Raw genomic sequence first — 23,829 nt, forward strand, 5'->3', positions numbered from 1 at the left:
TTGCAGGGTCGCTAGCGGTGGTCGCCCCTCTTCGCTTACTCTGGTCTCTCTTCGACTGTGGCCGCTCCGTCCGTGTTAGTGAACTGATAACCACAATCCGTATAACTGAACGACCGTTTGTGCAGGTATGGACGAAATCGATCTGAGCAACAGTCAGCGGCTGACGATAACGACGCTGATCAACGAGTATCAGGCGACCGGCGAACCGGTGAACGCCCGCGCCCTCGCGGACGAAACCGATCGGAACGCGGGCACAGTTCGGAATCAGATGCGGACGCTCACCTCGATCGGGCTCGCCGAGGGGATCGCCGGGCCGAAAGGCGGGTACGAACCGACCGACGCCGCCTACCAAATCCTCGGTCGCCAGCAGCTGGACGATACGGAAACCGTCACCCTCGCCAGCGAGTACGATCGCGTCGACGCGACGGTCGACGAGATCGATTTCACGAACGTTCATCACCCCGACCTTTGCCGAGCGCAGCTCCACTTCCAGCAGTCGGTCCGCGACCTCGAGGAGGGTGATCCGATCGTCGTCGGCCCCTCTCCGGTCTCGAGTCTGGTCGTTCTCGGTAAGATCACGGCTATCGAGGAGACGAACAACGTGGTGATCGTCGACGTCGAGGAGCTACAGGCACCGCTTCGGGACGACCCGTCGCCGTCGTCGTAATCGGCGGCTCCTCGCGGGAACGGTCTCCTGCGGGCCGGGACCGTCTCTGGCTCATGGGGCGTCGTACTCCCCGCTCTCGTACTCCGCGATCTCGATGGAGCCACAGCACGAACAGGTCCACTCGTTCGCCTCGAGCACCGTGCCGCAGTTCCGACACTCGTAGACCACGGCAGTATCTCCCGAGAGACGCTTTTTTACTGCCGTGAGAATAGGCATATATTCTGATACTCAGTGGAACGGTAAACACTGCTGCTTTCAGCTGCCTGCCCGGTCGTGACGATCGACCGCCGTCGAACGCTCGACGGCCGTCTCGTCAGTCGTCCTCCTCAAATCCACCGTTCGCGGTCGGCGGTCGTTCCTCGGCGCCCGGCTCGCGCTCTCGATCCGAATCCGCCTCGACCACGCTGTCGGTCCATGTCCCCCGAAGGAGGTACAGGCCGGCCAGCACGACGATCACGACGTTCGTCAGCGCGTCCCCGATGAAGACGCCGGTCGCGCTCATCCCCAGCGGTTCGGCGAGGCCGTAGGCCAGCAGCGGACGGAGCACGATGAAGCCGACGATCGCGAACCCCATCGCGGTTCGGGTGCTGCCGCTTCCGCGGAACGCCCCCTGGACGATGTAGAAGACGCCCAGGAAGACGAACGAGAGCGAGACGATCCGCAGGTACTCGGCGCCGACAGCCGTCACCTCGGCCGCCCCCGAGCCGGTGATGAAGAAGCTGACGATCGGATCGGCGAGCAGGTAGACGAACCCGCTGAACAGGAGGAAACAGCCGGCGATGAGGCCGGCCGCGGCGTACACCCCGCGCTTGGCGCGGTCGACCTGCTGGGCGCCGAGGTTCTGCCCGACGACGGTTTCGACGCCTCGAGCGAGCCCGAGCGCCGGCAACACGACCATCGACGTGACGCGGGTGCCGATGCCGTAGCCGGCGACCGCCGTCGGGCCGGCCAGCGCGACCAGCGCGGTCAGGATCGTCACGCTGAACGCCTTGGTGCTGACCTCGACGCTCGCGGGAAGGCCGATCGTCACGAGCTGTTTGATGGTCTCGAACTCCGGTCGGAAGTCGCTCGCCGAGAGTTCGACCCCGACCCGTCCCGAGAGCAACAGCCAGATCCCGATCCCGGCTGCGAGCCCCCGCGAGAGGATCGTCGCGAACGCCGCCCCCTGGACGGCCCAGCCGTCGAATCCGGTGAGCGCGAACAGCTGTGACTCGAGGGCCTCGAGGCCGAACCAGGCGAAGACGACGTTGTCCTGAAAGCCCAGAATGAAAAAGGGGTCGATGGCGACGTTGAGCGCGACGCTGAACGTCATGAGATACAGCGGCGTGCGCGTATCACCCCACCCTTGGAGCAGCGACTGGAAGACGAAGAACGCGAAGATAAAGGGCATTCCGGCGAACTCCGTTCGGGTGTAGGTGCGGGCGTACTCGTACTCGAGGGTACCCGGCTCGGCGCCGACGAGCCGGAGCATCGTCGGCGTCAGCAGGAAGCCGACGATCCCGATCAGTACCGAGAGGCCGAAGACGAACGTGACGGTCTGGCCGGCGACCCTGGCGATCCGCTCCACGTTGCCGGCGCCCTTGTTCTGGGCGACGAGGACGGTCCCCGCGACGTTAAAGCCGATCCCGAAGCTGATCACCAGAAAGATGATCGCCCACGAAAACGACAGCGCAGAGACGCCCGCCTGACCGAGCCGACCGACCCAGAACGTGTCGGCCAGGTTGTAGCCGACCATCAGCAGATTGGTGATGACGATCGGAACCGAGAGGACGATCAACGGCCACACCAGCTTTCCGTTGATGACGTCGACCGACCGGTCCCGTCGTTCTCGGCTCATCTACTCACCGCTCCGGGGCGAGGGGGTGAAACGCTTTCTCCTTCGCCGTGATCGTTCGAGCGGCGACGTGGACTCTTCCGGGCCGGCCGAACAGGAGTTGCGAGTGAGCTCCGACCCGGATCGCGGCGGAGGCCTCGAGCTTTTGTAGCTTCCTCGCCTCTACGGTGTGTGACAGTGCGCGACGACGGCCGGTTCGCGGGTCGGCAGAACGAAGCCACGGGAACCGGCGAGACGGCCGCCGAACCCGTCCTCGAACGCTCGGCCGAACAGTCCAACTCGAGGGCCGAGCCGATCGACCGCGTCGCCGACGACACCGACGGCCCGCTACCGGCGCGTCGTCCCCCAGCCGTCTCCGTCGATGGGCTGTGCAAGCGGTTCGGTGACGGTCCGGAGGCGATCACGGCCGTCGACGACGTTTCGCTCGAGATCGAGACCGGATCGATCGTCGGACTGCTGGGGCCGAACGGCGCCGGAAAGACGACGCTGATCAAGTCGATCCTCGGAATGGTGTTTCCCGATGAGGGAACGGTCCGGATCCGGGGAGTCGACGTCTACGACCGTCCTCGCGAGGCGTACGCGTTCGTCGACGCGATGCTCGAGGGCGCGCGAAACGACTACTGGCGACTGACCGTCCGGGAGAACCTGCGATATTTCACCACGATCAGCGGCGTCGACCCGGACTCGGTGCGCGGCCGACACGAGCGACTGCTCTCGCAGCTGGAACTCGCCGAGAAAGCGGACGTCCCCGTCCGCGACCTCTCGCGGGGGATGAAACAGAAGGTGTCGCTGGCGACCGTCCTCGCGGGGGGAGCGGAGGTGATCTTCCTCGACGAGCCGACGCTCGGGCTGGACGTCGAGAGCTCGCGCACCCTCCAGCGGGAGCTGCGGCGCCTCGTCGAGGAGGAGGGGCTCACCGTCGTCCTCAGCAGCCACGATATGGACGTCGTCGAGACGGTCTGTGATCGGGTCCTCGTCGTCTCGAACGGGCGGATCATCGCGGACGACACCGTCGACGCGTTGCTTCGCGGAACGGACCGTCATCGGATTCGGATCTCGAGTCCCGATCTCGTCGGATCGATCGTCTCGGAGCTGCGAAACCGGTTCGCCGTGATCGAGATCGAGGCGTTCGACACCGGCGGGCGAATCGACGTCACGACGGACGGCGACGGGCTGTACGAACTGATGGCCCGGCTCCGGGCTGCCGGAGTGGCCCTCGAGCGGGTGCGGACCGTCGAGCCGGACCTCGAGGACGTGTTCGTCGAGCTGACGAGCGCCGAGGGGGAGGAGCCGACCACGCGAGGAGTCGAGGAGGGCGAGCGATGACAGCCCGGGAAGCCGCTGCGGCCGAGACGCCGCGGAAGGCGGGCTACCGCCACCTCGCTCGAGCCGTCCTCTATCGGGAGTTCCTGCTCTTCGTCCGCTACCCCGCCAACGCGGTCGGGGGGATCGTCGTCGCGTTGTTTTTCTTCGGCGTCCTCTTCTACGGCGGGCGGATGGTCGCCGGGCAGGCGCTCACCGACTCGATCGAGGGGATCGTCGTCGGCTACTTCCTGTGGACGCTCTCGGTTGGCGCCTACTCCTCGATCTCGAACGACATCGGGAGCGAGGTCCAGTGGGGAACTCTCGAGCGCCACGTGATGACGCCGTTCGGGTTCGCGCCCGTCGCGCTGTTGAAAGGCGTCGCGAAGATCGTTCGGACCTTCCTCACCTCGACGGTGATCCTGGCCGTGATGATCGTCGTCACCGGTACGACGCTCGAGCTGAATCTCCTGACGATCGTCGTCGTCGCGACGCTTACGATCGTCTCGGTGCTCGGCCTCGGTCTCGCGGCGGGCGGGATCACCGTGCTCTACAAACAGATCGGCAACTGGCTCAACCTCCTTCAGTTCGGGTTCATCGTGTTGATCTCCGCGCCTGCGTTCGACCTCGGCTGAATGCGTTTTCTCCCGCTCGCCCACGGCAGCGCCCTCCTCCAGCGCGCGATGGTCGACGGGATCCGGCTCTGGGAGTTCTCGCCGATCGACGTGGGAATTCTCGTCGGGGTCGCGGTCGGCTACCTGGCTCTGGGGTACGTCGTGTTCCAGTACGCGACCCGTCGAGCGAGACGGCTCGGCGTCCTCGGCGACTACTAAGATCATGAGTCACGACAGAATCCGCGCGCGGAAACCGACGGCCGACGTCGATCGGTGGACCGTCGGCACCGTCGAGCGAACCGGCAATCGGGACGGAAACACCGTCTTCGAGGTGCGAAGCGACGAGAGCGAGTCGGTCGAGCTCGTCGTCACGGCCGCTATCGGGGAGTTAGTCGAGAAGCGACTGGGGCTCGAGGACGGCGAGTCGCCGGTCGGCGCTCGAGTCTGGTATCGGAAACGCGGCGGCTGACACGTTCGGACGAGCGAGCGCTTACTCGGTTGTCGGAACGCCGAGTTGGTCCTCGAACGCCCCTCGAACCGCCTCGAGGTCGTCGAACGCCGACAGCGCCAGCCCGAGCTTGATCCGGGCCTTCCAGGGCGGCAGGTCGCCGGCCGGGATCGTCCCGTGCTCGCGGACGGTTCGGCTGCCGCCCGGACCGCCGTAGCGAGCGCTCACCGCGCCGTCGAAACACCGCGTCGCGACGACAACCGAGATGCCAGTCTCGACCGCGTCGGCGACGGCGTCGCCGATCGCGGGCGTCGTGTTGCCGATGCCGCTCGCCGCCAGAACGAGGCCGTCGACGTCGTCCTCGACGGCGCGCTCGAGCTGGCGAGCGTCGACGGCCAGCCCGCTGGGGATCATCTCGACTCGAGCGGTCAGCTCGGTGGCGGGCAGCGAGACCGACTCGCTTCGGGGGTCGCGGCGCAGCGAGATGCCGTCGGCCGTGAGCTCCGCGACCGGTCCCGAGTCGGGCGAGGCGTACGCCTCCGGGCGGCCGGCTCGTGCCTTCGTCACCCACCTGGCCGCGTGGACGAGGTTGCCGAACGCGATGTACGCACCCTCCGTGAACCGCTCGTCGGCCGCGGTGCGGACCGCCTGCAGGAGGTTCGCCGGGCCGTCGGCGCCCGCCATGTCCGCGGGCCGCTGTGCGCCGGTGAAGACGACCGGGATGTCGGCGTCGCTCACCAGGTCGAGGTAGTACGACGACTCCTCCATCGTGTCGGTGCCGTGGGTGACGACGACGCCGTCGACGCCATCCTCGCCGGCCCGTTCGACCGCACGGACCAGCGACGCGACGTTCGACGCGGAGAGGTGAAAACTGAGTTCGTCGCAGACGGATTCGACCTCGAGGGTCGCGACGTCCTCGAGTTCGGGGACGGCCGCGACGAGGTCGTCGCCGTCCTTCGAGGGCGTGGCGCCGCCGTCGCCGTCAGTCGATGCGATCGTTCCGCCGGTGCTCAGGACGCGGACGCGTGGCATACGAGGGTGTCTCGGGCGGAGCTACTTTGCTTGTCGCCTGCGGAGAGTTCAAAAGAACTTGTTGAACAGTCGCTTCCACGAGCGGTACTGCCGTCGCGCCGACTTGATCTCGTCGACGGCTTCCGCGAGCTCGCCGCCGGCGGTCTTCCCCCGCTCCTCGGGCGGGATCGCGGTCGGCGCGACCGCGTCCCTGTTGTGGACCGCGGTGTGACACGCCTCGCACACGGTGATCAGGTTCGAGAGTTCGTGGATCCCCCCGCGGGACTTCGGGACGATGTGGTGGGCGTGGAGTTCGACGTCGCCGTGGGGGCCGCCGCGGCGCCGACAGTTGGCACACTGGTAGTCGTCGCGCCGGTAGACCTCCTGTCGGCGCCGATCCCAGTCGTCGGGGTAGTCCCGCGTGGACTGTTTGCTCACCGCCTCGAGCGAGCACTCCTCGTCGGCACCGGCCGGCGCGACGCCGCTCTCGAGTTCCTCGTCGACCGAGACGCCGTCGTACTCCAGATCCTCCCCGTCGGGGCCGCGGATCGAGATGTCGATCCCCAGTTCCTCGAGGTCGTCGTCGGGTTGTTCACTCATTGGATCGGCGTACTCTCACGTTCAGTGTCGGAACGTCTTTGTGATTACGGTCCGAAGCGCCGACAAGCCCTAAACAGCGAAAGTAGAGTTATATTTAGTTGGAGAGGTCGGAAATCGTCTCAGTTCGGGTCGGATTTGGCTCGATCTCGCAGGGGTAGGCAGTCAGGTTCTCGTAGCCGTCGGCCGTCACGACGATGAGGTCCTCGAGTCGCACCCCGCCACGGTCCGGGTCGTACACTCCCGGTTCGACGGTGACGACGTGGCCGGCCTCGAGCGGGTCCTCGCTCGAGAGCGACGGCGCCTCGTGGAGGCTGACGCCGACGCCGTGGCCGGTGCCGTGGTACATGCCGACGTCGACGTCGCCGGACTCGAACCCGTACTCGGCGAGCGTCCGAGTCGCCGCCTCGTGGACGTCGGCCGCGCGCGTCCCGGCCCCGCCGCGGAGCGCGTCGAACGCCGCGTCCTGGGCTTCGCCGACCGCGTCGTAGGCCCGTCGCTCCCACTCGCCGACGTCACCGACGACGAAGGTCCGCGTGAGATCGGCGTAGTACCCCTGCGGGCCCCGCGGGGAGAGGTCGAGCAACACCGTCTCGCCCGGACCGATACGATCCTCGCCGGTGAAGTGCAGGTCCGCACAGGTCGTTCCTACGCCGATCACCGTGTTTTCCGCGTCACGAACTCCCGATTTCGCCAGGGTCGCGTTCACCTCGCGGCGCAGTCGTTCCGTCGTAAGGAGGTCGCCGTCCCAACGAAGTTCGTCGAGTCGGGCTTCCTCAGCGTCCTCGGCGTCCCCGGCGGTTTCGGGGGTCGCCGCCGCGAGCACCGCCTCCGCCCTGGCCATCCCCCGCTGGGCCGCCCGCTGGACGAACGCGTGTCGATCCCGCTCGGCACTCGTCTTGTGCGCCCGACCGAGGTCGATCGGCTCGAGTACGACCTCGTCGACGCTGTCGGCGACAGTCCGTGTGGCTCCGGCAGGCATGGAGGGGAGGGCGAGCACGCAGGCATCCTCGAGCGGTGATGTCAGGCGGTCGCCGAGCACCTCGAGGGCCCGTTCGGCCGCGCTCGAGGCCGAGGACTCGCTGGCCGAAACGACCGAACCCGGAAACTCCCGCTCGGCCTGCTCGGCGAACAGTCGGGGCGCACACAGCGTCGAGCGACCGTCGGCGTGGACGAACGCGTAGTCCCGATCCGGCCCGCCAAAGCGGGTCAGGTATCGCAGGTCGTCGTCGAACCGGTCGCCGACGTGGACGAATGCGTCCGCTCCGGCGGTCGCGGTCGCGTCGGCCAGCCGCTCGAACGCCGCGTTCCCGTCCCGGTTCCCCACCGACGAGGGCCGATTCCGGGTCACGAGTCCTCCGACTGGGTGCCGATCCCCTCGGGCCACCCGGGCGGCTGCGCGGCGGACGGATCGGCGTGCTCCCGTTTGAGCACCATCGGCGTCCGCTCGAGCGAGAGCACCTTCGTTCCGTCCTGGTTGTACGCCCGGAGCTCGGTCGTGACGATGCCGACGTGGTCCCGGGAGTCGCTCTCGCGTTTCTCGAGCACCTCGCTCTCGGCGAAGATCGTATCGCCGTGGTAGACGGGGGCGTGGTGGCGGATCCGGTCGTAGCCGAGGTTGGCAGTCGCGTTCACTGAGACGTCGATTACGCTCATCCCGACGGCGAGGGCGATGACGAACGTCCCGTCGACGAGCCGCTCGTCGAACTCGGTCCCGGCGGCGTACGCCTCGTTGAAGTGCATCGGGTTGAGGTTCATCGTCACGTTCGTGAACCAGACGTTGTCGGTCTCGGTGACGGTTCGGCCGAAGGGGTGTTTGTAGACGTCGCCGACCGCGAAGTCCTCGTAGTAGCGGCCGTGCCAGCCGGCGACCACGCGTCGTTTCGGTTCGGGGGTTCCGTCCTGTGTGTCGGTGTCGTCGGTCATCCTTCGTGTCGAGGCTCGACCCTGGACGAGTTGTAACTCCCGGAAAGCGCCCGTGGAGCTGATTCCGACCGGCCAGCGGTGGAACGTTTCGAGACAGCCGTCGGGCCACGACTGTCTCGAGACTGCTGCAAGCATATAATACTAGCAATAGCTATTATTCAACTAAAACCGTAACGACTGTATTATACCGTCGCTTGCTCACACGTGCAGTGGTATCGACCCTGCACCCATGCACCCGGTCTTCCCCTCGGGGAAGTCCTTCTGTGGCCGTTCCCAAGTGAATAGTTGGCTGGCCTTGAGGACCGCCGTTAGCTTCGTCAGACGACTCGAGTTGCCGGTATCGGCGAATCGGAGCCGTAATACTGTGGGGTTTTTCCCTCGCGATCCGCTCGACGCACCTCGACTCGCCGATGCTCGTTGTCGAGTGCTTTCCCGAAAGTACAAATTGTAGCTTATAAACTCGGCTGAATCCTTTCCGGAATTCGCCGAATCAGTTTTCGTAACACCCTAGTATAAGGAGAAAAACATCCAAACTAATGACCTACGAACATCTGGACACCGATCTGGTGAACGAACTGCTCGGGAACGGCCGCGCCAGCCTCCGGAGCCTCGCCGAAGAGCTCGACGTCTCCGTGACGACGGTCTCGAACCATCTCTCCGACCTCGAGGACGAGGGGGTCATCGAGGGCTATACCCCGATCGTCGACTACGACGCCGCCGGCTACGACGTGACCGCAGTGATGCAGCTCAAAGCCGAGGGAAGCGCGCTCGCGGAGATCACAGAGACGCTCCGGGACCACCAGCAGATGATGTCCGTCTACGAGGTTACCGGAGACTACGACATCGTCGCGATCGGGAAATTCAAGGATACCGACGACATGAACGACCAGATCAAGGCGCTCGTTACGGATCCCGACATCAAGCAGTCGAACACCAGCATCGTGCTCAACAAGGTCGCCGAGAACGAGCAGTTCGAACTCGAGGCGGACCGCGAGGACTGAGTCGGCCTCCTCATCGACACCAATTTCGAAGCGGCGAACGGAAGTTGGCTGCGTGGATCTGCTTCCCGTCGTCGCTCTTCCTCGTGAGTGGAGTCACGCACGGTGAAACGGTGGGGGAACGCCGCTAATTCGAGAATCGCCCCCGGACGGAACGTCGATGGAAACAGTTCGAGCGCGACGGAAGCGACTCGAGGTGTCGATTTCGCAGGCGGACCGATCGTGACCGCCCGGGTTCCGTGGAGCTCCCCGACCGCTATCGCTACTCCTCGACGAGCCGCAGCCAGTCCCAGTCGACGCCGCTCGTCGAGCGGAACCCGATGCTCATCTCGTCGTCGATCCCGTCCGTCTCGCTCGTGTGTACCGATCCGAGCGTCGCCCCCTCGAGATCCTGAATCCGGAACTCGACGCCCTCGGAGCTGTCGAAAACGAACCGACAGTCGACGGTCTCGTCCGCCAGGTTCGGAACCGTCGAGTCCTCCTCGAGGATTTCGACGCCGCTGCCGGTCTCACGCCCGAGCCGGATCTCGCCGCTCGGATCGACGATGAGCCGCCAGCCGGGTGTCTGCGTCGACCAGACGTCTTCCTCCATCCCGACGAGGATCCAGGGTTGGGAGGCACCCGACTCGGGGCGCACGAGCACCGAGACCTCGCGGCCGTCCTCGGGGTAGTTCGGGAGTCCCTGATCGGGGAACGAGCGAACGTTCGAGTCGCCGCCCTGTCGAAGCCCCTGGCTCGAGTCCTCGTGCAGCGCCGCGCTCGAGGAGACGTCGGCGTCGCCGGTTCCGTCGAGCGTCCACGGACCCTCGAGGTCGCCGCCGTCGTACGCCTCGAAGTCGTCGATCGTCAGTTCGTCCGCATCCTCGCTCTCGTCGTCCTCGTCGTCCTCGCCGACGTCTCCGATCTCGAGTTCGTACGTGGCGGTCTCCTCGCAGTTGCTGAGCGAGAACGAGTAGACCTCCGCCTCCCCCGGTTCGGGGGCCGTCTCGTCGGTATGGCGCGTCCTCGAGAGCTCGCCACCGTCGTCGTCGTAGATCCGCGCCTCCATGTCGAGGGTCGGCTCCTCGTCGCCCTCGTTCTCGAGTTCGACGTGGATGTAACAGTAGTCCGTCGGCGGTTCGTCCGTCCACGTGTAGGTGTGTCGCCGGGCCGAAAGCGATTCGCCCGCGTCCCCGGAGAGAGTTACGTCCCCCTCGATGGAGTCGTCCTCGTACACCTGCTCGTCGTCGTCGTCGGTCGGTTCGTCGCTTTCGTTACCGGAGTCGTCGGCATCGGAGTCGTTGGCGTCGGACTCGTCGCTCTGATCGGGAGACGCTTCGTCGTCACCGCAGCCCGCCAGCGCGATCGAGAGCGTCGCCCCGGCGCCCCCGAGTAGCGTCCGTCGTCGCATACACGTTTGTTATCCAACGACGGAATAACAGTATCGAAAGACCGACGCTCGGTGCGTCGATCGTGAAGTCGACGTCGTCGGCGCTGTGCGCGACAGATCAGGAGTATCGGTCGCCCTCCGCGTCGATACACAGCGGGTCAAGGATAAACTCGTGGATGGCCCGCCGCGCCTCCTCGGGAGCGTCGTCGTGACCGAGCGAGATCCGCCGTCCGCGCGCGGCGTGGATCGCGTCGGTGACGAGCTGGCCCATCCGCTCGGCGTCGACGTCGCGGAAGACGCCCTGCTTGATGCCGTCCTCGACGACCTCGACGATGCTGCCGCGGATCCGCTCGTAGTGCTCGTTGAAGATCTCCCGGTGTTGCTCGTCGTTCTGTGCGTAGGTGTACAGCTCGTGGTACACCTTCATCCGGTCCCAGTGGGTAAACTCCTCGAACTCGGGACCGAACAGACACTGATCGATCCGGGCCTCGAGTTCGGTCCGCGGGTCCGTATCGCGGTCGACGTCGACGCTACCCTCGTACTGGTCGATGACGTACTCCAGAAACGAGGACAGGAGATCGTACTTCCCCTCGAAGTGGTAGTGAATCACCTGTCGTGTCAGCTCCATCTCCTCGCCGATGTGGCGCATTCTGAGATCCGCGTACCCGTGCTCGCGTAGCGCACGGAACGTCGCCTCCATGATCACCGCCTCGGTGTCCCTCTCGGAGGCGCTCCCGTCGGACTCGCTCATACGTTCTCTCCGTTCGAACGATATATAGTTCGATTGCTCCGGCGACCGGGAGTTTACCGCACGGTAAATTTTTGTCCTCGCGGTCAGTCTGTCAGACCGCGCATGGCAGATACACTCATCCGGAACGGGACGATCGTCTCGCTCGACCCCGATATCGGCGATCTCGAGGACGCCGACGTGCTGATCGAAGGCGGCGAGATCGTCGAGATCGGACGCGGGCTGAGCGCGTCGAACGCCGAGGAGATCGACGCGAGCGATCACATCGTCCTGCCGGGATTCGTCGACTCGCACATCCACCTCGCACAGACTCAGGTACGAGGGATCGCCGGGGACTGGTCGCTCATGGGCGACTACTTCGATCACATGCTCGGCAACATCGCTGGGCTCTACCAGCCCGAAGACATGTACCTCGGGGGCCTGTTCGGCGCGCTGGAGAAGCTCTATACGGGGACGACGACGGCCCTGGACTGGTCGTACCCCAACTCGCTCGAGCACGCCGAACGGGCCGTCGACGCGCTACAGGACACCGGACTACGCGCGGTGTACACCTACGGACCGCCGGGTGACGACGCGGCGACGTGGTGGTTCGATAGCGACGTCACCCTTCCCGAAGAGGAGATCCGCGAGTTCCACGACGAGAAGATCAGCGACGACGACCTGCTCGACCTCGCGCTCGGACTCCGGGGCCCGGACTTCTGTACCGACGAGGCCGCCCGCAGCGACCTGGAGCTGGCCCGCGAACTCGACGTTATCGCCACGCTTCACATGGGCGCTGCGTGCTGGCCCTCGTCGGTGTACGGCGACGACTACCAGGGCTTCGGCGCGATCGAGGACATGCTCGGGCCGGACGTCAACGTCGCCCACGGAAACCACTTCGCCCAGGAGGATATCGACCACGCCGTCGAGCAGGGGGTCTCCTTTTCGGCGACGCCGGAGGTCGAGATGCAGATGGGCCACGGCATCCCCGTCACCGGGAAGGTCCTCGAGGCCGGCGGCCGACCGGCGTGGGGCGTCGACGTCTGCTCGGACATCAGCGGCGACATGGCGACGCAGATGCGGATCGGCCTGCAGGTCCAGCGGATGTTCGAGAACCAGGCGATCCTCGAGGGCGATTCGGAGGTCACCGAGGTACAGACCACCGCGCGAGACACCCTCGAGATGGCCACCATCGAGGGCGCGCGAGCGCTCGGCATGGAGGACGAGATCGGTTCGCTCACGCCCGGCAAGCGGGCAGACATTGTGATGATCCGCACGGACGACTTCATGACCGCGCCGTGTCACGACCCGGTCCAAACCGTCGTCTTCCAGTCGGACCCGTCCCACATCGACACCGTGCTCGTCGACGGCGAACCGGTCAAGCGCGACGGCGAACTGCACAACCCGCTCCTCGAGGAGGAGTTCGACCGCTTCGTCGCCTCCGGCGAACGGCTGCTCGACGAGGCCGGCGTCGACCTCGAGTAACTACCCGCTACAGATTCACTCATAATGCGACTCGGACAGTACGCGACGACGGACGGAGAACAGCCCTGGTGCGGTGCCAGAACCGACGACGAGACGGTCGTCAATCTCGCCGAAGCGGGCGCCGCCGCCGGCATCGACCTGCCCCAGCGAACTACCGACCTGCTGGCCGGCTGGAAGTGGCAGCGGAAGGCCGAACTGGCCGTCGAGCACGCCGCGGGGACGGGAGTCGGCGTCTACGAGCACGACGATCTGGTGCGACACGCGCCGGTAGGTGATCCACAGAAGGTGGTTTGTGTCGGGCTCAACTACCGGGATCACGCCGAGGAGGGCGACAATCCGATTCCGGACGAACCCGTCCTCTTCTCGAAGTTCCCGACGACCGTAACCGGTCCGGAGAGCACGATCAGCTGGGATCCCGACCTCACCGAGAAGGTCGACTACGAGGCCGAACTCGTCGCCGTCATCGGGGAGAAAGCCCGGCGCGTCGACGAGGACGAGGCCCTCGAGCACGTCGCCGGCTACCTCGTCGGCAACGACGTCTCGGCTCGCGATCTTCAACACGGCGACGGCCAGTGGGTCCGCGGCAAGAGCCTCGACGGCTTCGCCCCGATCGGACCCGAACTCGTCACGGCAGACGAGGTCGACGATCCCCACGACCTCGAGATCCGAGCCGAGGTCAACGGGGAGCGACTGCAGAAGTCGACTACCGCGAACCTCATCTTCGGGATCGACGAACTGGTCTCGTTCTGCAGCCAGGCATTCACGCTCGAGCCGGGCGACCTGATATTCACCGGGACGCCGCCCGGAGTCGGCGTCTATCGGGAACCACCGGTACTGCTCGAGGACGGCGACGAGGTGACGATCGGCGTCGAAGGGCTCGGCGAACTGACGAACACCTGCGCGTTCGATAGCTAACGCCAGAGGGCAGCACGGTTTCGGCAGTTCGTGCTGGCCGCGGAACTCGTGGAAGGGTGGGGATGCGTCTCAGTTCGGATCGAGCCACCATCTCGCACGGTCGAAGCTGATACCGTCGCGGCGTCGCTCGAGCACGGGACTCGCGAGCGCCCTCCAAGAACGAGCGGCTCCGTGGCGTAGATTTTCGTCGTCGAGTGGCCGCCAGTTTTACTGCCCGTATGAACCGGTGCGAGCGGCCGTGAGAAGGGTGTGGTGAGCTGTCCCGCGAACCACCCCTCGAGGATCGAGTTGCGGGGGTATGTGAACTGAGAACTGAGTTGCCCTCTCCGGGGCCAGTGCACTGCCTTCACCGCTCAGAAGGCAGCCTAAAAGAAAACGTAGCAACTGACGGGTACGGAGGCTTATCCCACTAGAGGCTATCACATAACGTACGAGATAATCACGATGCAGAGGTGACCCCCCTATGAGCAACAAGGACGAAAACGAGCGGGAGGACAGTGACCGAGATGCATCCGAACGCGATCGACAACGAACCGATCCGTCCCTTGCAAGAGCTATCGAGAGTTCGCTTCAAGCGGGATTGCGATCGCTATCGGAGGGGTTAGAGAACGTGGTCGGAGAAGAGGCGAAGCGTTCCTCGAGAGGGCCGCCCGGATCACGCCCACCGGCTCAGAGAAGCCGGGTAAATCGAAAACAGCACCGAGACGGTTCGGAACGGAAACGGACACAAAAATCCGAGTCCGCGGAGTGTTTGATCGACACTCGTCTCGACGACGGGGAGTTCGTCGTCGTCGCAGACCTTCCCGGAGCAACCAAAGAGGATCTCACGGCTGGAATCAATCCAGAGACGAACGAACTCGTCATCAAAAAGACGGGCACTACTGTCGGACGGGTGGAGCTTCCCTGGACCTCGTCGGAAATGCGAAACGCGTGGTTCAAGAACGGTGTCCTCGAGGTCTACATCCGATCGACCGACGCCGAACAGTCCGAGAAATCGCCTTCGTAGATGATCGGTTTCTCGCCGTCTGCGTCTTCTAGTCCACCGGTCGCCGAACGTGCGAACCAAGACGACGAGTTGGACTCCGGAGAGGTGAGGACCGGGAGTTGAGTTCCCGGCACATGGAGGTGACAGCTCTTACTCGGTACTCGCTGACGAACTGCCGTATGTGTGCTCGATTCACGGACGACGACGAAGGCAAACGGGTCGTCAACGCAGAGGGTAACGAAATCGGCATCATCGAGACCGTCGAAAACGGGAGCGCTTACGTCAACCCCGATCCGGGAGTTACGGACGCCATCAGATCGAAGCTCGGGTGGGGCGACTCTGACGAGGAGAGCTACGATCTCGCCGAACGAAACGTCAAGACGGTTACGGACGATGAAGTGCGGTTAGACCGATTGTGAGCGCCTGCACGGATCGATCCATGACTGACGAATACGATACTCGAGTGGCGGAGATTCTGGACGAAGCGAGCACCGAGAGTGAAACGTTGCTGGCGCCGGAAGCGTCGGCGGACGATGCCGGGCGCGACCTTCTCGAAGTCGCACGGGAAGCCGACGAGTTCGTCGCGTCCTCGGAGCCGACGGCGTTGCTCGAGGCCGTCGGCCTCGGGACGCTCCCGGACGGGTCGGAGGCCGAGTCCGTTTTCGAGGCGATCGCGAGGGGCGATCCCGAACGCGTCGAGGATCTCCATCGACTGTTGCGCCTCGCGAAACTCGGCGACCGATCGGACGAGGACACGCTCGAGGACGCCACTTCCGGAATCCGCGAGGCGATCCAGCGGGCGCAGTCGGAGACGGAACGAGAGGACACCGACCGGGACGACCCCTCCGACCGGGAGCCGACGACCGACGAAGAGAGCGAGGCGGAAGCCGAGGAAGGCAACGGCGAAGCCGCCGCCGATCTCGGAGATCGCCTTCGTGAGGCGATGAAATCGCCGCTCGAGACGTTCGGCGACGAGATCGGCGACGTCCAGAACCAACTCGAGGGAGTGATGGCGAACGATACGGACGGCAAGGGCGACGGGGACGAGGCGGAAGAAACCGACACCAGGGAGGCCGACGAAGGCGACGACGGACTCCTCGGGCTGAGCGACGACGGGAGCGGCGGACTCGGCTCGAGCGAGTCGTCCCGTCTCTCGACGATGGCACCGCCGCCGTCCGAACGGGCGGACATGCACGCCGTCAAGCGCCACTCGACGATGCCGAAGCGAAACAGGTGACGATCCCCTCTTCGAGGATCACTGCCCGATGTCGAATACGTCGCGCGGATTCTCGAGCACTACCTGCCGAATCGCCGCCTCGTCGATCCCGTAGCGATACAGCTCGAGGATGGCCCGCTTCAGCGCGAACGGATCCGTCCGCAGGACGTTCGCACAGTCGGTGTCGACCATGATCCGCTCGGGGCCGTACTCGTCGATGGCGTCGGCGACGTCCGCCGCGGTGACGCCGATCAGCCACGAGTGGCCGATGGTGTAGCTCAGGTAGCAGTCGGTCTCCGCCATGAGATACTCCGTGTTGTTCCCGTCAGCGTGGGAGGCGACGACCTGCTCCTCGTCCAAGCCTGCGTCTCGGGCTGCCTCGACGTCGATCTTCACCGCCTCGAGCGCGGGGTTCTCGGCGTCGATCACCGGCTCCTGTCCCAGCCCCGGGTTTTTCTCGTAGCCCGGCGTCCCGATCCCGTCCCGATACGACCGACCCGAGTCGCTCGAGGTGTTCGGCGTGTGGAGGAGCACCGGGAGGTCGTGGGTATCCGCGAGTTCCATCTGGGCCTGGACGATCGCGCGCTGTTCGTCGAGGTCCCAGCGACTGACGTGCTGGGTAGGTGTGACGCCGATTTCCCCGATCGCGACGACCTCCTCGAGGCTGCAGTAGTCGGCCATCGCCTCGAGCGCCTCGTCGGGGTTCTCGATGCGGACGCCGGTGTGGATCCCTAGCCCGAGGTTGGCCTCGAAGAAGTGGTTTCGCTCGATCGCCGCGCGTCGGTTGATCGCGTCGTCCCAGAGGTACCGGATATCCTCCGCTCTGACCGGCTTGTACGGCGTCCAGTGGTAGCCCGAGGCGACCATCACCATCGACTCGCAGCCCGAGAGGGCGTACCGCTCGCGATCGTCCCACGAGAGCGTGTGGGCGTGGTTGTGGACGTCGATCCAGGGCAAGTTGAGGAGCTCGGTCGGCAGCTCCGGGTGGTCGTCGAGATGCGCTGCATCGGTCGGCCGCTTCGTCGGGTGTGTCGGTGGCATGGGTCAGGTTGAGTGTACTGCAAACGGCGGAAGCGAGGCTGTCGTAGTCGCGACAGATACCCTATCGTCGGCGCGACCACTTAGCGTTTTACAGGCTGGTAAAACTTTATTATGTGTGGAAGTAACGTGACACACATGGCGCTGCTGATCGGGACGGACGACGGCCTCTACCGGGTCGCCGGGGTCCCCTTTGATCGGGACGAAGCGGAGCAGGTGCTCGACTGCGGGGTCGTCACGGCGGTCAGATCGTGGGACCACGCCGACGGCGTGTTCGTCGCGTCGTCGACGGGGGCGTACCGCTCGAGAGACGGCGGCCGAACGTGGGCGGATCTCGAGGTTCCCCTCGGCGACCGCTTCTGGCACGCCGGCGAGAGCGAGGTGTGGTCGATCCTTGCGACGGCCGACGGGGCGCTGTACGCGGGGACGAACGACCCCTACATCTACCGCTCGGTCGACGACGGCGAGACGTGGTCGGAGCTGAAGGGCTTCCGCGAGCTTCCCTCCCGCGGCCACTGGGAGTCGCCGATCGACCCTCACTACGCGCGGCTGCGCGCGCTCGAGACCGTCCCAGGTCGCCCGGAACGACTGATCGCGGGGGTCGAAGCGGGCGGGATCCACCTGAGTAACGATGGTGGTCAGACCTGGCTCGACCGTCGAGACACGATCATCGACGACGTCCACCAGGTGCTGCCGATCTCGGAAGACGTCTGGCTCGCGACGACCGGGTATCTGGATCACGATCTCGAGAACCTCGGTCTAGGTCACGCGGTCGGCGTCGGCGGCCTGTATCGGACGACCGACGCGGGGGAGTCGTGGACTCGGCTCGACGACGGCAACGACTTCTCGTACATCAGATGCGTCTTCGTCCACGATGGCCGACTGTTCTTCTGTGGCGGCGAGGAGGCGCCCCCGGCGTGGGTCGACGACGAACACGAGGTCGCGCTGTTCGAGTCGACGAACTTCGGGCGGGACTTCGAGCGGGTTCCGTTCCCCGGTGAGCCCCAGGAGGTCATCGAAACCTGGACGGTCCACGACAGCGACGTGCTCTGTGGCTCCGGCCTGTTCGACGTCCCCGACCAGCGCGACGACGTCGAAGGCCGGATCATGCGACGCGACGAGAGCGGGGAGTACGAGACGGTCGGCCGACTCGGAGCCAACGTCAGCCGAATGGAGGCGATCTGAGCGATGGCCAACTCGTCTCCGCCCTCGAGATTGGGCCGGCTGCTGTATGGAGCGACGCTCATGTACATGGCTGTCGATGGTTTCCAGAGCAACGAGAAACGCGTCGAAATCGCCCGCGAGAAGGGCGTTCCCGTCCCCGATCTGCTCGTTCCGTTCGTCACCGGCATGCTGTTCGTCGCCAACCTCGGGATCGTCTGCTGGAAGTACCCTCGAGCGTCCGCCGGCGCGGTGATCGTCTTCTTCCTCGGGACGACGCCCGGGATCCACGACTTCTGGACGATGGAGGGCGAGGAGCGCCAGGCGAACAAGATCAACTTCTGCAAGAACGTCGCCCTCCTCGGCGGGGCGATCCTCCTGCTCGAGGCGGCGAGCGAAGACCCCGTCGCGACGAACGAGTAGCGGACCGGCCCGACCGTCGCGTGCGGGAGAGCGATTTTAACCCACACCGCCGAAGGTGTCCTATGGACGAGAACGCAGTGCACGTCGTCGCCATCGCCGGAAGCCTCCGCGAGGAGAGCTACACCCGCCCCGCCCTGCGACACGCCTTAGACGCGGCCGAGGCCGCCGGCGCGAGCACCGAACTGATCGACCTCCGGGAGCTCGAGATCCCGCTGTTCGACGCCGACGACGACGAGGCCGGCGACGCGTCGGAACTCGCCCGGCGCGTTCGGGAGGCCGAGGCCATCCTCCTGGGAACGCCGATGTACCACGGGTCGTACTCCTCGGTGCTGAAGACCGCGCTCGACTACTGCGGGTTCGACGAGTTCGAGAACAAGACCGTCGGGCTGCTCGCGGTCTCCGGCGGCAGTTTCCCAATCGGGGCGCTCGACCACCTGCGGGTCGTCTGCCGGGCGCTCGACGCCTGGGTGTTACCTCACCAGGCAGCGGTGCCGAACGCCCACAGTCGGTTCGAGGGCCGAGAACTGGTCGACGAGGACGTTCGCCAGCGCGTCGAGACGCTCGGAACGCGAGCGGTCCAGTTCGCCAACATCGAGCCCGATCCCGACTCGTTCGAGAGCCGGGAAAACGTCGGCGCCGACGAACGTGCCGGCTGACCGCGAGGCGAGAACGTCCCCGTATCTGCCGAATTAACCGTTATAGACGTCGCACAAGGCATATATGCTCGAGTGGATTACCAGCGTTCGATGACCGAAACCGAGTACAAGTGTACCCGATGCAGTGCTGCGCTCGACTACAGAACGACGAAACACGTTGGCTGTCCGGAGTGTGGATCCATTCCGGCCCACAGCGCGGACTGAGTCGGGCAGACGGACGATCAACTACCGCTCCGTTCTCGAGAGCATTGGCGCGAATCCCCTCGGGCCGGACTGGCTCGACGCTTCACAGCGAGTCGAAACTTCCCGTTCGTCCGCCTGCGACTCTGTCGTGAACCGCGCGACACCGGAGGGAAACTACTGCTCGTCGAGTCGCTTCGAGAGCCGATCGAACTTCTCCTGAAGCCGCTCCCGTCGCTTTCGCTCGCGCTCGGGTCGGTACTCGAGGTCGACGAGCGCCCCGTCGGAGACGTCGGCGTCGAACAGCGCCCCTTCGTGTCGACACTCCTCCGGGAGCGTCTCAAGGTCGAGATCCAGCTGGTCGACGACGTCGCCGTCCTCCTCGAGAAGCACGACGGCGGTCCGTTCGTCGACGATACGATCGACGACGCAGGTGAACGATCCGTCGACGGTCATTATCCGGACACACCCGCCGTAGCCGTATCAACCTGTGGTGTGGCGATGCTGGCCTGTTCCTCGGGTCGTTCCTCCAGGAGGTCGGCCGCATCTGTCGAAAACTCTCGTTCGGTCTCGACACCCACCTCCGTTCCGTCGGTCGTCAGTACGATGTCGCCGTGGACGCCCGTCCAGTAGGTCTCGATTCCCCGCTCGGCGTACTCCTCGAGCACTTCCTCGTGCGGGTGGCCGTACTGGCTGTCGTAGCCGCTCGAAATAACGGTGATCTCCGGGTCGACCGCGTCCATGAACGGCCCGGTGGACGACGTCGACGAGCCGTGGTGGCCGGCCTGGTACGCGTCGGCCTCGAGCGCGCTGCCGTGTGCTTCGACCATCCGCTGTTCGGCGTCGGCCTCGGCATCGCCCGTCGTCAGGTAGGCGAACTCGCCGAACTCGAACGCGACCGAGACGCTGTTGTAGTGGAGGTCGTCGTCGGATTCGCCTGCGGGCGGGTTCAGCACGGTCGCCTCGATCCCGTCGATTGGCAGTTCGTCGCCCTCCTCGACCTCGAAGAGGTCGACGTCGTGTTCTTCGATCGCGTCGAGGTAGTTCTCGTAGGTCGCGGAGTCGTGGGCGACGCCCGAGTCGTAGGCGGCTCCGACGCCGTCACCGTCGGTTTCGAAGTGCTCGATCACGGCAGCGTGGCCGCCGATATGATCTGCGTGTGCGTGGGTCGCCACGAGGTGATCGATCCGATCGACGTTCTGGGACTCGAGATAGGCGATGACGTCCGAGCCGTCCTGGCGCCAGTCGCCGGTGTCGATCAGCACCGTTTCGTCGTCAGGCGTCACGAGAAGCGTCGCGTCGGCCTGGCCGACGTCGATGTGGTGGGTCTCGAGTTCGCCCTCGACGTCGGTCGTCCGTTCGGTCTCCGGGTCGCCGTCCGTGCTCGCTGCTCCCGTGTCGTCGCTCGAGCCGTCGTCGGTGCCTTCCGCTTCGGTCCCGTCGTCATCGGCGTCCGCCTGCGCTGATCCCGGTTCGCTACCGGTTTCGTCTGCTGCACCGTCGTCGGACTCCACCTCGTCGTCCGCGTCGTTCGTCTCGTCGGCTTGCGTTCCGTCGTCCGCCTGGCCGTCGGTATCGGCGGCCTCGAGGTCCTCGGCGTTGGCGTCGACCGGTGGATCGTCGTCGGCGTCGAGCGGCGTGACGAGCATCCCCGTCAGAACTGCGACCACGACGAGGATGGCGAGGACGCTCGACGAGAGGGTCCGATCGGTTCGTCCGACGATCTCGGCCCGGGTTCGCGGAACGATGAGCGCTGCAGCGCCGAGAAACAGGAGGGCGGCGAGTACTCCCTGTAGTATCGACAGCGGTGAGAGTTCTATCGCGGAGAGCGCGGTGAGCGCAAAGAGCGCGACGAGCACGCCCAGCCCCCACTGGGCGACCGATCTAACGGTGACCATACCACTCTCTGACGAGGGAGTATCGGATGGCTCTTTGGATTGCTCACACTTCGGGCGAGGGTGATACTGTCCGCCAGTACGAACGTCGGATTCGTCGAAACCTGAGGGCACCCTTTTGTGTCGGCGGCCCGACCCCGGCAGTATGACCGGAGGACTGGAACCGACGGAGGAGACCGACGGCTCCGTGACCGTTCGCCTGCTGGACGACGGCGACGAAACGAGGACGATCCGGTGTAACTCGTACGCCGACGCGATCGAGGTAGTGAAGGACCGCCAGCGGTCGGTGACGGCCGCGAAGATCCTCGACCGCGACGAGAACGTCGTCTTCACCTCCGCGGAGATGGAGATCGAAGTTTGGGAAACCGCGTGGGAGGACGCGAAACGCGAGCTCTCCGTCGACGTCGACGAATCGGACTGTCCGTACGAGAACGGCGCTTGCTTCCCCGGTGACCGCTGCGTTCGGTGCCAGCTGTCGGACGCTCGAGGGAGAGAGTGACGGCGAAGCGACCGATATTTTGACGAACGATCTCAGTCCCCCCGAAGGACCAGCGGACCCATCGCAGACGTTCGCTTCGCGATCGTCGCCAGCCGAAGGATGTATGAAACGAACAGCAGGAACGGCAGCACGCAGATCGTGTACGCGAGGGCGACGATCCACAGCAGGTTGTCGACGCCGAACAGCGAGCCGATCATCGTCCCCTCGTCGACGAACAGCAGCATCCCGCCAGCGACGACGAGCGCGAGGACCGCCAGATAGAGGATCCCCTGCGAGAGCTTGACGAGTGACCACTGGAAGTACAACGTCTTGACGTACTCTCTTGCCGGCCCGTACATCGCAAGCGCCTCCAGGGTCCGGACGCCCGACTCACGTTGCTCTGCCGAGAGGTCCTCCTCGTGCTCGGCCAGCAGCCAGCGGAGATCGTACATCTTCCGATCGTAGTTGTAGTTCAGCGCCGATTTCATCACGTCGTACGAGCCGAAGTCGGCCCCCGCTAACCCCTCTCCGGCCACGGTCGCGTTCTCGAGGAGGTCGTCGACGTACTCGGCGGTCTGTGCGCGAAGGTCCTCGTCGTCGCTGGGTTGCACGGTCTGTTCGAACCGTTGAGCCCGATCGCTGGTCGCGTCGATGAGCTCCTTGAGGAACAGCGCCGGGCTCGCGGGGCTCGGAAAGTCCAGTAGCTCGTCGGTGTTCTGATAGAAATCCATCGCGAGATCCATCCGCTTTCGCTGGCTGCCCAGCGGTCCGATCTCCTGGGAGAGAACCAGCTGGTTGATCGAGACCACGAGCGTCGTCCCGGTGATGAGCGCGCCGATCAGCGCCTGGAACGTCATCTTTACCCAGTCCTCCGAGGCGATCACCGCGCGGATCGACTGCGAACTCGAGACCCCCCAGAGCATCAACAGCGAGAACACGCCCGCCGCCAGCATCCCGGTGAGGAGCCATCGGTTCGCGTTGAGGAGCACCCAGAGCTTGTAGCGGTTCTCGGCGGCCCGCTCGCGCATCGTGTTGGCGGTCGTCAGATCCCTCATCGACGATGATCAGTCCTCGAGGCGCCGTTCGAAGAGCAGGAACTTCGTGCCGCCGCCGTCGTAGGAAACCGTCTCGACGAGCCGCCAGCCATCTGCACCCAACTGATTCAACCGTCCCTCGGGGTTCGCGGATTCGCGCTTCGTCAGCTCCGTCGGCGGCTCGATCGCCTTGTACTCCCAGCGCGCACCTTGATGACTGCTCATTCCGTACTAGACTCCTATACTCCTCCTCACTCTTTCCCTTGCTGGCGGGTAGATGCTGCCTTTCCAGCGGCTCACTCGGAGTACGCCATCGCTGCGTCCGCATAGTCCACATCTTCGTTACTATCGGCATTCTCGTCCGCGCCGCCGCCGAGTTCGTTCCCAGTGCAGCCGGGCCCTTTTCTCCTCCCTCGTAGCGGAGGCCAACTGCACTCGACATGGGGCGTCCGATTCCACCGGGACTCGAATCGGGCAGCGGTCTACGTTCCCTCGTAACGATATAATAGCACTATAGTTTTATAACCAAATTGGATTTTCGAGTAGCTGTTATATCAGCTGCCGTTTCGACTCGCTCACAGACGGATACGAGCACGACGATTCCTCCGAAGGCGCGGAACAGATTCGAGCGCTACGCCACGTATGACAGACCTGGATCGGCATTAGTCCAGGTTAAAGATCTATTTCAGCCGCTCGTGCTTGAATCTGAAACAGCTCGAGCGGAGACCCAGCGAAGGAGCAACTACCAACCCTCGGTCGGGACTGGCTCGAGTGCAGCACGCATTAGTATAGTTATAGTAGCACAATTCCATCAGCAAAAAGCATAACAATATATCTACATTTATCTCTCGGGAAGGGACGAAACCCCGG

General features: G+C 65.0%; 26 protein-coding genes and 1 pseudogene. 14 read left to right on the forward strand and 13 right to left on the reverse strand.

The window, feature by feature from the left end:
- Window positions 1–127: 127 nt before the first annotated feature.
- Window positions 128–667 (forward strand): Rrf2 family transcriptional regulator, encoded by a 540-nt coding sequence (locus C491_RS13950; protein WP_005557367.1) that lies wholly within the window; start codon window positions 128–130, stop codon window positions 665–667.
- A gap of 51 nt (window positions 668–718) precedes the next feature.
- On the opposite strand, the gene C491_RS23310 is transcribed toward C491_RS13950, so the two are convergent.
- Both C491_RS23310 and C491_RS13955 read right to left on the reverse strand, forming a co-directional pair.
- A complete protein-coding gene (locus C491_RS23310; RefSeq protein WP_169331740.1) occupies window positions 719–883 on the reverse strand; it encodes a hypothetical protein in 165 nt (54 codons plus the stop codon).
- Between the two features lie 97 nt (window positions 884–980).
- Window positions 981–2,504, reverse strand: coding sequence for an MATE family efflux transporter (locus tag C491_RS13955; protein ID WP_005557369.1), 1,524 nt, complete (start codon window positions 2,502–2,504; stop codon window positions 981–983).
- A 174-nt stretch (window positions 2,505–2,678) separates the two neighbouring features.
- On the opposite strand from C491_RS13955, the gene C491_RS13960 reads away from it, so the two are divergent.
- From C491_RS13960 to C491_RS13970, 3 genes and pseudogenes are all read left to right on the forward strand, one after another.
- Window positions 2,679–3,827 (forward strand): ABC transporter ATP-binding protein, encoded by a 1,149-nt coding sequence (locus C491_RS13960; protein WP_005557370.1) that lies wholly within the window; start codon window positions 2,679–2,681, stop codon window positions 3,825–3,827.
- A pseudogene (locus C491_RS13965) lies at window positions 3,824–4,636 on the forward strand (ABC transporter permease). Before C491_RS13960 ends, C491_RS13965 begins: the two are co-directional and overlap by 4 nt.
- A 4-nt stretch (window positions 4,637–4,640) precedes the next feature.
- Window positions 4,641–4,886: a DUF7861 family protein gene (locus tag C491_RS13970; protein WP_005557372.1), complete on the forward strand. Its 246-nt coding sequence runs from the start codon at window positions 4,641–4,643 to the stop codon at window positions 4,884–4,886.
- A 21-nt stretch (window positions 4,887–4,907) separates the two neighbouring features.
- Here C491_RS13970 and C491_RS13975 read toward each other — a convergent pair whose 3' ends face one another.
- From C491_RS13975 to C491_RS13990, 4 genes are all read right to left on the reverse strand, one after another.
- Window positions 4,908–5,897, reverse strand: a complete 990-nt coding sequence (locus C491_RS13975) for an asparaginase (RefSeq protein ID WP_005557374.1) — start codon at window positions 5,895–5,897, stop codon at window positions 4,908–4,910.
- Window positions 5,898–5,945: 48 nt separating this feature from the next.
- Window positions 5,946–6,476, reverse strand: a complete 531-nt coding sequence (locus C491_RS13980) for an HNH endonuclease (RefSeq protein ID WP_005557377.1) — start codon at window positions 6,474–6,476, stop codon at window positions 5,946–5,948.
- Window positions 6,477–6,570: 94 nt separating this feature from the next.
- The gene (locus C491_RS13985; protein ID WP_206537572.1) at window positions 6,571–7,824 is read right to left on the reverse strand and encodes a M24 family metallopeptidase; all 1,254 of its coding nucleotides are present in this window, start codon (window positions 7,822–7,824) and stop codon (window positions 6,571–6,573) included.
- The gene (locus tag C491_RS13990; RefSeq protein WP_005557381.1) at window positions 7,821–8,399 is read right to left on the reverse strand and encodes a MaoC family dehydratase; all 579 of its coding nucleotides are present in this window, start codon (window positions 8,397–8,399) and stop codon (window positions 7,821–7,823) included. Before C491_RS13990 ends, C491_RS13985 begins: the two co-directional genes overlap by 4 nt.
- A 536-nt stretch (window positions 8,400–8,935) precedes the next feature.
- On the opposite strand from C491_RS13990, the gene lrp reads away from it, so the two are divergent.
- Complete coding sequence (lrp, locus tag C491_RS13995; RefSeq protein ID WP_005557383.1) at window positions 8,936–9,400, forward strand: HTH-type transcriptional regulator Lrp; 465 nt, start codon at window positions 8,936–8,938, stop codon at window positions 9,398–9,400.
- A 259-nt stretch (window positions 9,401–9,659) separates the two neighbouring features.
- Here lrp and C491_RS14000 read toward each other — a convergent pair whose 3' ends face one another.
- Entirely contained in the window at window positions 9,660–10,787 is a 1,128-nt protein-coding gene (locus tag C491_RS14000; RefSeq protein WP_005557385.1) for a hypothetical protein, read from the reverse strand.
- A 97-nt stretch (window positions 10,788–10,884) separates the two neighbouring features.
- Window positions 10,885–11,517, reverse strand: coding sequence for a TetR/AcrR family transcriptional regulator (locus C491_RS14005; protein WP_005557387.1), 633 nt, complete (start codon window positions 11,515–11,517; stop codon window positions 10,885–10,887).
- Window positions 11,518–11,619: 102 nt separating this feature from the next.
- Here C491_RS14005 and C491_RS14010 point away from each other — a divergent pair, with 102 nt between their 5' ends.
- From C491_RS14010 to C491_RS14030, 5 genes are all read left to right on the forward strand, one after another.
- Window positions 11,620–12,978: an amidohydrolase family protein gene (locus C491_RS14010; RefSeq protein ID WP_005557389.1), complete on the forward strand. Its 1,359-nt coding sequence runs from the start codon at window positions 11,620–11,622 to the stop codon at window positions 12,976–12,978.
- A gap of 24 nt (window positions 12,979–13,002) precedes the next feature.
- The gene (locus tag C491_RS14015; protein WP_005557390.1) at window positions 13,003–13,893 is read left to right on the forward strand and encodes a fumarylacetoacetate hydrolase family protein; all 891 of its coding nucleotides are present in this window, start codon (window positions 13,003–13,005) and stop codon (window positions 13,891–13,893) included.
- Window positions 13,894–14,356: 463 nt separating this feature from the next.
- Window positions 14,357–14,899, forward strand: coding sequence for a gas vesicle protein GvpH (gvpH, locus tag C491_RS24000; protein ID WP_083909331.1), 543 nt, complete (start codon window positions 14,357–14,359; stop codon window positions 14,897–14,899).
- A gap of 158 nt (window positions 14,900–15,057) precedes the next feature.
- Window positions 15,058–15,297, forward strand: coding sequence for a hypothetical protein (locus C491_RS14025; RefSeq protein ID WP_005557394.1), 240 nt, complete (start codon window positions 15,058–15,060; stop codon window positions 15,295–15,297).
- 20 nt (window positions 15,298–15,317) lie between these two features.
- Window positions 15,318–16,115 (forward strand): hypothetical protein, encoded by a 798-nt coding sequence (locus C491_RS14030; protein WP_005557396.1) that lies wholly within the window; start codon window positions 15,318–15,320, stop codon window positions 16,113–16,115.
- An 18-nt stretch (window positions 16,116–16,133) separates the two neighbouring features.
- Here the strand turns inward: C491_RS14030 and C491_RS14035 are convergent, their stop codons facing one another.
- Complete coding sequence (locus C491_RS14035) at window positions 16,134–17,135, reverse strand: TatD family hydrolase (protein ID WP_005557399.1); 1,002 nt, start codon at window positions 17,133–17,135, stop codon at window positions 16,134–16,136.
- A 135-nt stretch (window positions 17,136–17,270) separates the two neighbouring features.
- Between C491_RS14035 and C491_RS14040 the strand changes: the two genes are divergently transcribed.
- From C491_RS14040 to C491_RS14050, 3 genes are all read left to right on the forward strand, one after another.
- On the forward strand, window positions 17,271–18,317 hold the full coding sequence (locus C491_RS14040) for a WD40/YVTN/BNR-like repeat-containing protein (protein ID WP_005557401.1): 1,047 nt from the start codon (window positions 17,271–17,273) through the stop codon (window positions 18,315–18,317).
- A 3-nt stretch (window positions 18,318–18,320) separates the two neighbouring features.
- A complete protein-coding gene (locus tag C491_RS14045; protein ID WP_049891958.1) occupies window positions 18,321–18,716 on the forward strand; it encodes a DoxX family protein in 396 nt (131 codons plus the stop codon).
- Window positions 18,717–18,778: 62 nt separating this feature from the next.
- Window positions 18,779–19,372, forward strand: coding sequence for an NADPH-dependent FMN reductase (locus tag C491_RS14050; protein ID WP_005557406.1), 594 nt, complete (start codon window positions 18,779–18,781; stop codon window positions 19,370–19,372).
- Window positions 19,373–19,729: 357 nt separating this feature from the next.
- On the opposite strand, the gene C491_RS14055 is transcribed toward C491_RS14050, so the two are convergent.
- Complete coding sequence (locus C491_RS14055) at window positions 19,730–20,008, reverse strand: DUF3006 family protein (protein WP_005557408.1); 279 nt, start codon at window positions 20,006–20,008, stop codon at window positions 19,730–19,732.
- Entirely contained in the window at window positions 20,008–21,066 is a 1,059-nt protein-coding gene (locus tag C491_RS14060) for a ComEC/Rec2 family competence protein (protein ID WP_338042748.1), read from the reverse strand. The genes C491_RS14055 and C491_RS14060 overlap by 1 nt, the downstream gene beginning before the upstream one ends.
- Before the next feature lie 526 nt (window positions 21,067–21,592).
- On the opposite strand from C491_RS14060, the gene C491_RS14065 reads away from it, so the two are divergent.
- Window positions 21,593–21,946: a hypothetical protein gene (locus C491_RS14065; RefSeq protein WP_005557412.1), complete on the forward strand. Its 354-nt coding sequence runs from the start codon at window positions 21,593–21,595 to the stop codon at window positions 21,944–21,946.
- A gap of 32 nt (window positions 21,947–21,978) precedes the next feature.
- Here the strand turns inward: C491_RS14065 and C491_RS14070 are convergent, their stop codons facing one another.
- Both C491_RS14070 and C491_RS14075 read right to left on the reverse strand, forming a co-directional pair.
- Entirely contained in the window at window positions 21,979–22,980 is a 1,002-nt protein-coding gene (locus tag C491_RS14070) for a hypothetical protein (RefSeq protein ID WP_005557413.1), read from the reverse strand.
- Between the two features lie 9 nt (window positions 22,981–22,989).
- Window positions 22,990–23,184 (reverse strand): DUF4177 domain-containing protein, encoded by a 195-nt coding sequence (locus C491_RS14075; RefSeq protein WP_005557415.1) that lies wholly within the window; start codon window positions 23,182–23,184, stop codon window positions 22,990–22,992.
- Between the last annotated feature and the right edge of the window lie 645 nt (window positions 23,185–23,829).

The organism is Natronococcus amylolyticus DSM 10524, from assembly GCF_000337675.1.
Classification (GTDB): domain Archaea; phylum Halobacteriota; class Halobacteria; order Halobacteriales; family Natrialbaceae; genus Natronococcus; species Natronococcus amylolyticus.